Here is a 9,796-nt window from a genome sequence, read left to right on the forward strand (position 1 = left end):
GCTTAAAACAAATCCCCACCCCCCCCGCCCCCCGCAAATTGCGTTTCTGGCCCCGTGGGGGGCGTCCGACGCCCGTAAGGTGGCCTTAACGGCATGTCTCGCTACGGCGTCAGGTCGAGGGCGGCGCGGAAGGTGCCGTCCATGTAGAACGGGGTCGACTCGTGCACGTGGGTGATCTGCCAGCGGCCGTCGGCGCGGCGCAGGCAGACCGTCGACCGGAACCACAGGTCGAACTTCGCGGGCATGCCCTTCGGCGTCGTGGAAAGCCGGTTCAGGCTGTGCGTGTAGGCGACGTCCCCGCCGACCGTGATCTCCAGATCGCGGATCTCGTACTCGATCGGCCCGTCGAAGCCGGCGAACCAGGCCCGTCGCTGCTCGACGTCGGTGAAGTCCGCGGGCTGCTGCACCAGCGGCGGCGCGAGAGTGAAGGCGACGACGTCGGTCGCGACGTCGGCTTCGAGCACCTCCGCGTCCCGTGCGGACATCGCGACCTCGCGGGCGGCCAGCAGTTCGCGGATCTGCTTCTCGTCCTGGATGCTCATCGTGTTCTCCCGGGGTCCGGCGGCCGCTTTCCGGCCGCGCTCACCCGGGACGTAGAAGCCGGGAGCGCGTTCTCGACATCCCGGCGAAGATTTTTTCCCGGAGGTGGGAGATGAAGTACGTCGTCCTGATCTACGGCAACCCGGAATCCCGCACGGCGTGGGAGGGGATGTCCGAGGAGCAGCGCGCCGCCGGGCTCGCCTACTACCAGCAGCTCAACGACGACCTCGATGCCTCGGGTGAGCGCATCGTGTCCGAGCGGCTCGCCGATGTCTCGCTGACGAAACAGGTGAGTGTCCAAAGTGGCAGGACGATCGCCACCGACGGCCCGTTCGCCGAGGTCAAGGAGTTCCTCGCCGGGTTCTACCTGCTCGAATGCGAAAGCCTCGACCGCGCGATCGAGATCGCCGCGCGTATCCCGGAGGCCCAGTTCGCGACCGTCGAGGTCCGGCCGGTGATGGGGTTGTACGGGGATGAGATGTGACGACGCCGTCCATCACGGGCCTGCTGCGGGAACTCGCGCCGCAGGCCCTCGGCGCGCTCGTCCGGCGGTACGGCGGCTTCGACAGCTGCGAGGACGCGGTGCAGGAAGCGCTGCTCGCCGCCGCGACGCAGTGGCCGTCGGAAGGCATCCCGGCCAACCCGAAGGGCTGGCTGATCACCACCGCGTCCCGTCGCCGCATCGAACTCTGGCGTTCCGACACGGCACGGCAGCGACGTGAGGAGACCGTCGCCGCGCTGGCCCCGCCGGACCCGGACCCGGCGCCCGCCGTCGACGACTCGCTGACGTTGCTGCTGCTCTGCTGTCATCCGTCGCTCACCGCGTCGTCGCAGGTGGCGCTGACCTTGCGCGCGGTCGGCGGGCTCACGACCGCGGAGATCGCCCGCGCGTTCCTCGTCCCGGAGGCCACGATCGCGCAGCGGATCAGCCGGGCGAAACAGCGGATCAAGGCGGCGGGCGCGGAGTTCCGGCTGCCCGAAGCCGACCGCGCCGAGCGGTTCGCCGCCGTGCTGCAGGTGCTGTACCTGATCTTCACCGAGGGACACACAGCCAGTTCCGGCGCCGCGCTGAACCGCGTCGAGCTGACCGCCGAAGCGATCCGGCTCGTCCGGCAACTGCGGACCGAGCTGCCGGACGACGGTGAGGTCGCCGGGCTCCTCGCGCTCATGCTGCTCACCGAGGCCCGCCGCCCGGCGCGGACCCGCTCAGGCGCCCTCGTCCCGCTCGCGGACCAGGATCGGCGGTTGTGGGACGCCGACGCGATCGCCGAGGGCGTCGAGCTGATCACGACGTCGCTCGCGACGGCGCCGATCGGGCCGTACCAGCTGCAGGCCGCGATCGCCGCCGTGCACGCGGAGGCCGCGAAGGCCGAGGACACCGACTGGCCGCAGATCCTCACGCTCTACGACCTCCTGCGGAACGTCGCGCCCGGTCCGATGGTGACGCTGAACCGCGTCGTCGCCGTCGCGATGGTGCACGGACCGCGCACGGCGCTGGACGAACTCGCCGACGCCGAACGCGACACCGCGCTCGCGCAGCACCACCGCGTCGAGGCCGTCCGAGCCCACCTGCTGGAACAGCTGGGCGAGGTCGGCGAAGCCCGTGAGCACTACCTCGAGGCGGCTCGCCGGACGCTGAGCATCCCGGAACGCACTTACCTGGAATCCCGCGCTTCGCAGCTCGCCTAAGCCGCAAGTCGGACGCCGGGTAATACCTGAGTTGGCTTCGCGGCCTACCCTGGCCTCGGTACCCTGCGGGTGCGAAGCCGCGTTTCCAGGAACAAATCGGACAAAAGCAGCAGGGGGTACGGACGTGCACATCGACCAGTGGCTGGAGGCGATTCCACCGCTTTCGGTCTACCTGATCGTCGGTCTCGTGATCATGATCGAAAGCCTGGGGATTCCGCTGCCCGGTGAGGTCGTCCTGATCAGCGCGGCTTTGCTGTCGTCGCAGCATTCCCAGCTGAGCCCGGTGTGGATCGCGATCCTCGCGAGCGCCGGCGCGATCATCGGCGACAGCATCGGGTACACCATCGGCCGCAAGGGCGGTACACGACTACTTGCCTGGGCGGGACGCAAATTCCCGAAGCATTTCGGCCCGGACCACATCGCCAATGCCGAGCGGATGTTCCAGAAACGCGGTGCGTGGGCGGTCTTTTTCGGTCGCTTTGTCGCTTTTCTCCGTATTCTCGCCGGTCCGCTCGCCGGTTCACTGGGCATGCACTACCCGCGGTTCCTGATGGCCAACGCGGCGGGCGGCATCGTCTGGGCCGCGGGCACCACCACGTTGATCTACTACCTTGGCGTGGTCGCCGAGAAGTGGCTCAAGAACTTCTCGTACGTCGGTCTCGGTGTCGCGGTGCTCTTCGGGCTCGTGTTCATGCTGGTGATCAAGAAGCGGATGGCCAGGAAACATCACGACGACGCGGATTCTCCGTCCGAAAAGGACTCATCGGTCACCGAGCAGTCGAAGGCCTGAGCCGGGCGGTCACACCTTCGCCGGAGCCTCGACGGGGGGTAGCTCCCCGTCGAGGTCGGCGGCGCGGCGCCGTCGCTGGAGCGACCCGAGCAGCACACCGCCGATGACCACCGCGGCCGCGACGATTTCGAGCAGGCTCGGCCGCTCGTCGAGCACCAGGAACGACATCGAAAGCCCGACCACCGGCACCAGCAGCGAGAACGGCGCGACGACCCCGGCAGGGTTGCGCCGCATCAGCGTCGTCCAGATCCCGGAGCCCGCGATCGTGCCGAGCAGCACGATGTAGGCCAGCCCGCCGAGCGCGATCAGCCCGGTCTTCGTGCCCAGCGTGGCCAGCGAGTGCCACTGCGCCGAAGGGCCCTCCATGAGCAGCGACAGCGCGAACATCGGCAGCGGCGGCACCACGGACATCCACAGCGCGAAGTGCAGTGGATTCTCCGGCGCGGCCCGCCTCGTCGCGAGATTGCCGAACGCCCAGCTCAGCGCGCCCAGAAGGGTGAGGATCACCGGCAGTAGCGCGGCGTGCGTCGACTGCTGCCAGGCGATGGTCGCCATGCCCGCCACGGCGAGCAGGATCCCGGCCAGCTGCCTGCCGCTGACCCGTTCCCGCAGGAAGAACGTGCCGAGCAGCACGGTGAACGGCGCCGAGGCCTGCAGGACCAGTGAGGCGAGCCCGGTCGGCATCCCGGTGTTCATCGCGATGAACAGGAACGCGAACTGCCCGGTGCCGAACCCGAGCCCATAGCCGAGGAGGTAGCGGATCTTGACCTTCGGCCACGGTACGAACAGGATCGTCGGGATCGCGATCACCGCGAACCGCAGCGCCCCGGCGAACACCGGCGGGAACTGCCCGAGCGCGACGTGGATGGCGAGGAAGTTGCAGCCCCACAGGACGGCGACGAGCGCGGCGAGCAGACGATCACGGATGGGCATGTCACCCACTCTCGTTAACCCGATCGTGAAGGACCAGCGAGAAAATCTGCACGAACTGTGCAGTGCTCCTTCACAGTCGCCTGCCCGGCCCGGTAAGCGGTACCGGGCCGGGCAGGGACGCGCCCGCCACTCAGTTCACGAAGCTGTCGAACATGCCGGGCTCGTAGGAACCCGCCGGATTGCGCACGATCACGTTCATCCGGTTGGCCGCGTTGATCAGGGCGACCTGGCAGATCAGCGCGGCGAGCTGGTCGTCGTCGTAGTGCTTGCGCACCTGCGCCCAGGTCTCGTCGGACACGCCATGGTGGAGGTCGGCGAGCCGGGTGCCCTCCTCGGTGAACGCCAGTGCGGCCCGCTCCGCCTCGGTGAACACGGTGGCCTCGCGCCAGGCGGCGACCAGGTTGAGCCGGACCGCGGTTTCGCCGGCGGCCGCGGCGTCCTTGGTGTGCATGTCCGTGCAGAAGCCGCAGCCGTTGATCTGGCTCGCGCGCAGCGACACGAGCTCCTGCGTGGACTTCGGCAGCGGTGACTGGGCGATCACCATCGCGGTGTTGGCGAACCGCTTGCCGAACTTCGCGGCGATCTCGTTCTCGAACATGTTGAATCGGGCTTCCATGACCTCGTCCTCACTCGTGGTGTCGTAGCTGAACGACCACCAGATGCCGGATGACCCGGGGTTTGTGACACCGCGGGCGCGTGACGAGCGACACAGACAGGCGATGTCACAAACCGGCGAGGCCCGGCGTCTGATGGCGACACTGTTGTGCGTGCACGGACAGGAGCCATCCATGAGCGATGCTTGCGAGCGAATCATGGATGTCATGCGCCAAAAGGAGTTAGACGCTGTCTCGCGAAGCGAGTCGATCGCATGAGCGAGCGGACGGACACCGCCACCGAGGCGTTCGTCGCCCACCGCAACCTGCTGTTCACCGTCGCCTACGAAATGCTCGGCTCGGCCGCCGACGCGGAGGACGTCCTGCAGGAGACCTGGCTGCGGTGGACGGGCGTCGATCTCGACGAGATCGAGAACCAGCGTGCCTACCTGGTCCGGATCACCACCCGCCAGGCGCTGAGCAGGCTGCGGACGCTCGGCCGCCGCAAGGAGTCCTACGTCGGTCCGTGGTTGCCCGAGCCGCTGCTGACCGCGCCGGACGTGGCCGAGGACGTCGAGCTGGCCGACAGCGTCTCGATGGCGATGCTGCTGGTGCTGGAGACACTCGCGCCGACCGAGCGCGCTGTGTTCGTGCTGCGCGAGGTGTTCGATCTGGACTACGACGAGATCGCGAACGCCGTCGACAAGACCCCGGCGGCGGTCCGGCAGATCGCTCATCGGGCACGAGCGCACGTCGCGGCCCGGCGGCCGCGTGGGGTCGTCTCACCCACCGAGGCCCGTGGCGCGTTGGAGGCGTTCCAGCGCGCGGTGGAAACCGGGGAGCTACAGGGACTGCTCGACATCCTCGCGCCGGACGTCGTCCTCCTCGGCGACGGTGGCGGCGTCGTGCAGGCTGTGCTGCGGCCCGTCACCGGTGCCGACCGGGTGGGCCGGGTGCTGGCCGCCGGGTTGGGCAAGATGGCCGAGGGATCGCTGCGGCCGGCGCAGGTCAACGGCTACCCGGCGCTGGTCCTCCGGTTCGACGGCGAGGTCGACACCGTCCTGGCGGTGCGCATCGACGACGGCCTCATCACCGGGCTCTACGCCGTGCGCAACCCCGAGAAGCTGTCGCATATGGACAAGGAGACCGCGCTGCGTCGCTGAGTCCACTGTGCAGTGTCGCCTTCACATATGCTGCGGCCGTGGACATCGGCAGGCTGCGCACGCTGAGGGAGTTCGCGGACCGCGGCAGCGTCACCGCCGCGGCGCGGGCCCTGCACTGTACGCCGTCCGCGGTCTCCCAACAGCTTCGCGCGCTCCAAGCCGAAGTCGGGCTGCCCCTCACCGAACCGGCCGGGCGCGGGCTTCGGCTCACCGACGCCGGTCGCGCGCTGGTCGCCCGTGCCGACGAGGTGCTGGCCGCGCTCGACCGCGCCGAGTCCGAATTGGACACTTACCGCAGCGCACCACGCGGCCGCGTCCGGGTCGCGATCTTCCAGTCGGCAGGGCTCATGCTGTTGCCGGGGTTGCTGCACCGGGTCGGCGCCTACGAGGGGCTGGACGTCGACGTCCGCGATGTCGACATGACGCCGCCGGAGGTGCCCGGCCTGCTCGCGGACTACGACGTCGTGGTCGCGCACCGCGACGAGCACGCGCCGGAGTTCGAATCCGGCCGCATCGAGGTCCTGCCGCTGCTGCGCGAACCCCTCGACGTCGCCCTGCCCGCCGGTCACCGGCTGGCCCGCAAACGCCGGGTCGAACTCGCCGAGCTGGCCGACGAACGCTGGATCAGCGTCGACTTCGGCTTCCCGGTCGACGACGTGCTCCGCTCGCTGACCGTCCGCACCGGCGTGCGCCCGCAGATCGTCCAGCGCATCAACGATTTCCGCATCATCGAACGCCTCGTCGCGGCCGGTCATGGTGTCGCGCTGCTGCCTCGGTACACAGTGGACGATCGCAGGGGCAGCGGCCTCGTTTGCCGTCCGCTGGCCGGAATCCGAGCGGCCCGGCTCGTCGAAGTGGTGTGCCGCGCGGGTGCGCTCGACCGGCCCGCGGTGGCTACGGTGGTTGGCGAGCTGCGTGCCGAAGTCGCCGCGCTCACCACCTAAGCCGTACCGCGGCGCCGGATTCCGAGAGTGAGCACCGAACCCAGGATCAGCGCGATGGCCAGGGAGAGTGCCATGCTGATCCCGGGTTCGGCGATCAGCTGGCCGCCCGCGTAGCCGAGCAGGGCCACATAGGACGTCCAGAGCGTGATGCCGATGGCCGACGCGGTGAGGAATTCGCGCAGTGGCCAGCGAAGCGAACCGGCCAGCAGCGCGCCGACCGTCCCACCCGAGGGCAGCCAGCGGGCGACGACGAGCACCGGCCGCGGATGCCGCTGCAACCGCCCGTCGAGCCAGCCGATACCGGCGGCGAACCGGTGACGTCGGCTCAGCCTGGCGAGCAGAGCTTGCCCGCCCGAGCGGCCGAGCAGGTAGAGCACCTGATCCGAGACGAGGCAGCCCGCGGCCGCGACGCCGATGACCAGCGCGAGCGGTGGCCCGCCCTGTGCGGCCGCGACGGCCATGCCGATGATGGTCACCTCGGTGGGCAGCAGCGGCACCAGCGAGACGACGAACAGCACCACCAGCGCAGCCGTCGATCCGTTCACCCTTCCATTAAGCGACTTCCGGTAGGCGGATGGCCCGGAATCATGGAGGACTCACAGCAAGCCGACAGGTGCCGGACAGGTTCACGCCGCCTGGCTCCGCAGATGTGTCACGGCGATCTTCAGCGCGTCCTCCAGCGGCGTGATGTCCTGCCGGATGTGGGCCAGCAGCAGTCCACCTTGGACACACGCCATCGTGGCCTGCGCGAGCCGGGCAGGGTCCGCGTCGGCGCGGAGTTCTCCCTTGTCCCGCAAGGAAGTCAGCCCGCGTTCGAGATGTGACTCCCATTCCTTGTACGCGTTGTCGAGCAGCGCGGACACGCGTGGGTCGTCGCCGAGTTCCCCGGCGAGGTTGCCCAGCGGACAGGCGACCGGATGACCGGCGCGGCGGTGGACGTCCAGGATCTCCTCGGTCCACCGGTCGAACGCGGCCCAGCCATCCAGCGCGGTGATGGTCGGCTGGTTGGCGAGGATAATGCGCAGGAACCGGTCGATGACCGCCTCGACCAGCTGGTTCTTGTCCTTGAAGTAGTGGTACATCTGCGATTTCCCGGCCCCGCTCGCGGCGAGGACCTTGTCGACGCTCGTCGCCGCGACGCCGTGGACGTACATCAGCTCCGCGGCGGCGTCGACGATCGCGTCCCTGGTCCGCCTGCCCCGCGGGGTCGCCCCTGCTCCTTGCGTCTCCATGTACCGGATAGTACATTCGGTCTCGATGTACTGAGCGGTACAATCGAGAGGACGCATGGTGGGGAACGAACTCAACAGCGAACTGGCCGGGATCCGCGCGCACGTCCAGGAGGCGGTTCCGGCCGAGGTCGCGGGCCCGCTCACGGCCGACGTCGAGCGCAAGAAGGACGTCGACACGGCGAAGTTCGCACAGGTCGGCGCGACGATGCCGGATTTCACGCTGCCCGGCGCGACGGGTGCTCAGGTAAGCCTCGCGGACCTGACCGCCGACGGCCCGGCCGTACTGGTCTTCTATCGCGGCAGCTGGTGCCCGTACTGCAACCTGACGCTGCGCACGTATCAGCAGGAGGTCGTGCCCGCGCTCGCCGCGTCGGGTGCCCGGCTGGCCGCGATCAGTCCCGAACTCCCGGACGGCTCACTGTCCACAGTGGAGTCCAACGAGCTGACCTTCGACGTCCTTTCCGACGTCGGGAACGTGGTCGCGCGCTCGCTGGGCATCACCTTCCGGCCCGGCGAGGACGTCCAGGGTGCGATGGCGACGCTGGTCGGCGACGTCGGCGAGCGCAATGGAACGGGAGACTGGGAACTGCCGCATCCGGCGGTGCTCGTCGTCGGGCAGGACCGGGTCATCCGCTTCGTCGACGTCCACCCGGACTACACGACGCGCACCACGCCCGAGCAGATCCTGGCCGCGCTCGCGAACTGAAAGTGTGCCGCGAACCATGACAGGAGTTGTCATGGTTCGGCGCGACCGTGGCCGGAGCAGGAGTTCCACGACGAACACGGGAGCACGGATGAGGGATCTGTCGGGCAAGGTCGCGCTGGTCGCGGGCGGGACACGCGGGGCGAGCCGGGCGATCGCGGTCGAACTCGGCCGCGCGGGCGCGACGGTGTACGTCACCGGCCGCAGCACCAGGACCCAGCGGTCCGAAGTGGACCGTCCGGAGTCCATCGAGGACACGGCGGATCTGGTGGAGGCGGCGGGCGGGAAGGCGGTCGCGATCCGCGTCGACCATCTCGAACAAGATCAGGTCGGGGCGCTGGCGAAGCGGATCGACGCCGAGCAGGGGCGGCTCGACATCCTCGTCAACGGCCTCTGGGGCGGCGATCACCACCTCGAATGGGCCAAGCCGGTGTGGGAGCATTCGCTCGAGGGCGGGCTCCGGATGTTCCGGCTCGGCATCGACGCGCACGTGATCACCAGCCACTTCCTGCTGCCGCTGATGATCCGGCGGCCCGGCGGGCTGGTGGTCGAGATGACCGACGGCACCGCCGAGTTCAACGCGAACTACCGCGAGGGGACGTCGCTGCCGTTCTACGTCACCAAGGCCTCGGCGCATCTGCTCGCGATCGGGCAGGCCGCCGAGCTGGCCGAGCACGGCTGCACCGCCGTCGCGTTCACACCGGGCTGGCTGCGGTCGGAGGCGATGCTGGACATCTACGGCGTCACCGAGGAGAACTGGCGCGACGCCCTCGAAAAGGTGCCGCACTTCGCGATCTCGGAGACGCCGGCGTTCGCCGGGCGTACGGTGGCCGCGCTGGCCGCGGATCCGGAGCGGAACCGCTGGTCGGGGCAGACGCTGAGCAGCGGTCAGCTCGCGAAGGTATACGAGATCGACGATCTCGACGGCAGCCGTCCCGACGCGTGGCGGTACATCGTCGAGGTCGAGCACGCGGGCAAACCCGCCGACACCACCGGCTATCGCTGATCCAGGGTTACCAATCCGGCCGAAAGCAGGCGGATACGGGCCGCAGCCGACCTGCTCGTAGCTAGCCGTTTCCGCCGTGGCTGCCGTCGGATTGGTAACTAACGGCACAGTCGGAGTTGCGGGGGGCGGAGGCGGGGCCCCGGTACCGGCCGGCGGCGCCCCCAAAACCACCGGGAAGGGCTTTTACACACGGGGCGAAACCA

General features: G+C 69.1%; 12 protein-coding genes. 7 read left to right on the plus strand and 5 right to left on the minus strand.

What is annotated here, in order from left to right:
- Window positions 1-101: 101 nt before the first annotated feature.
- A complete protein-coding gene (locus ACFW0G_RS44735) occupies window positions 102-542 on the minus strand; it encodes a YybH family protein (protein WP_378331677.1) in 441 nt (146 codons plus the stop codon).
- A gap of 110 nt (window positions 543-652) precedes the next feature.
- Between ACFW0G_RS44735 and ACFW0G_RS44740 the strand changes: the two genes are divergently transcribed.
- From ACFW0G_RS44740 to ACFW0G_RS44750, 3 genes are all read left to right on the plus strand, one after another.
- Window positions 653-1,024: a YciI family protein gene (locus ACFW0G_RS44740; RefSeq protein WP_378331678.1), complete on the plus strand. Its 372-nt coding sequence runs from the start codon at window positions 653-655 to the stop codon at window positions 1,022-1,024.
- Window positions 1,021-2,229, plus strand: coding sequence for an RNA polymerase sigma factor (locus ACFW0G_RS44745; RefSeq protein ID WP_378331679.1), 1,209 nt, complete (start codon window positions 1,021-1,023; stop codon window positions 2,227-2,229). Before ACFW0G_RS44740 ends, ACFW0G_RS44745 begins: the two co-directional genes overlap by 4 nt.
- 124 nt (window positions 2,230-2,353) lie before the next feature.
- The gene (locus ACFW0G_RS44750) at window positions 2,354-3,019 is read left to right on the plus strand and encodes a DedA family protein (protein ID WP_378331680.1); all 666 of its coding nucleotides are present in this window, start codon (window positions 2,354-2,356) and stop codon (window positions 3,017-3,019) included.
- Window positions 3,020-3,028: 9 nt separating this feature from the next.
- On the opposite strand, the gene ACFW0G_RS44755 is transcribed toward ACFW0G_RS44750, so the two are convergent.
- Both ACFW0G_RS44755 and ACFW0G_RS44760 read right to left on the minus strand, forming a co-directional pair.
- Window positions 3,029-3,952, minus strand: a complete 924-nt coding sequence (locus tag ACFW0G_RS44755) for an EamA family transporter (RefSeq protein WP_378331681.1) — start codon at window positions 3,950-3,952, stop codon at window positions 3,029-3,031.
- 130 nt (window positions 3,953-4,082) lie between these two features.
- Entirely contained in the window at window positions 4,083-4,568 is a 486-nt protein-coding gene (locus ACFW0G_RS44760) for a carboxymuconolactone decarboxylase family protein (RefSeq protein ID WP_378331682.1), read from the minus strand.
- A gap of 252 nt (window positions 4,569-4,820) precedes the next feature.
- Between ACFW0G_RS44760 and ACFW0G_RS44765 the strand changes: the two genes are divergently transcribed.
- Both ACFW0G_RS44765 and ACFW0G_RS44770 read left to right on the plus strand, forming a co-directional pair.
- Window positions 4,821-5,708 carry an RNA polymerase sigma-70 factor gene (locus ACFW0G_RS44765; RefSeq protein ID WP_378331683.1) on the plus strand — a complete coding sequence of 296 codons (888 nt, stop codon included), beginning with the start codon at window positions 4,821-4,823 and terminating at the stop codon, window positions 5,706-5,708.
- A 38-nt stretch (window positions 5,709-5,746) separates the two neighbouring features.
- On the plus strand, window positions 5,747-6,652 hold the full coding sequence (locus ACFW0G_RS44770; protein WP_378331684.1) for a LysR family transcriptional regulator: 906 nt from the start codon (window positions 5,747-5,749) through the stop codon (window positions 6,650-6,652).
- On the opposite strand, the gene ACFW0G_RS44775 is transcribed toward ACFW0G_RS44770, so the two are convergent.
- Complete coding sequence (locus tag ACFW0G_RS44775) at window positions 6,649-7,197, minus strand: DedA family protein (protein ID WP_378331685.1); 549 nt, start codon at window positions 7,195-7,197, stop codon at window positions 6,649-6,651. The two genes, ACFW0G_RS44770 and ACFW0G_RS44775, sit on opposite strands and share 4 nt — an antisense overlap.
- Before the next feature lie 81 nt (window positions 7,198-7,278).
- Window positions 7,279-7,884: a TetR/AcrR family transcriptional regulator gene (locus ACFW0G_RS44780; RefSeq protein WP_378331686.1), complete on the minus strand. Its 606-nt coding sequence runs from the start codon at window positions 7,882-7,884 to the stop codon at window positions 7,279-7,281.
- A 55-nt stretch (window positions 7,885-7,939) separates the two neighbouring features.
- Between ACFW0G_RS44780 and ACFW0G_RS44785 the strand changes: the two genes are divergently transcribed.
- Entirely contained in the window at window positions 7,940-8,590 is a 651-nt protein-coding gene (locus ACFW0G_RS44785; protein WP_378331687.1) for a peroxiredoxin-like family protein, read from the plus strand.
- Window positions 8,591-8,678: 88 nt separating this feature from the next.
- The gene (locus tag ACFW0G_RS44790) at window positions 8,679-9,593 is read left to right on the plus strand and encodes an SDR family oxidoreductase (protein ID WP_378331688.1); all 915 of its coding nucleotides are present in this window, start codon (window positions 8,679-8,681) and stop codon (window positions 9,591-9,593) included.
- Window positions 9,594-9,796: the final 203 nt, after the last annotated feature.

The organism is Amycolatopsis sp. NPDC058986 (genome assembly GCF_042741125.1).
GTDB lineage: Bacteria > Actinomycetota > Actinomycetes > Mycobacteriales > Pseudonocardiaceae > Amycolatopsis.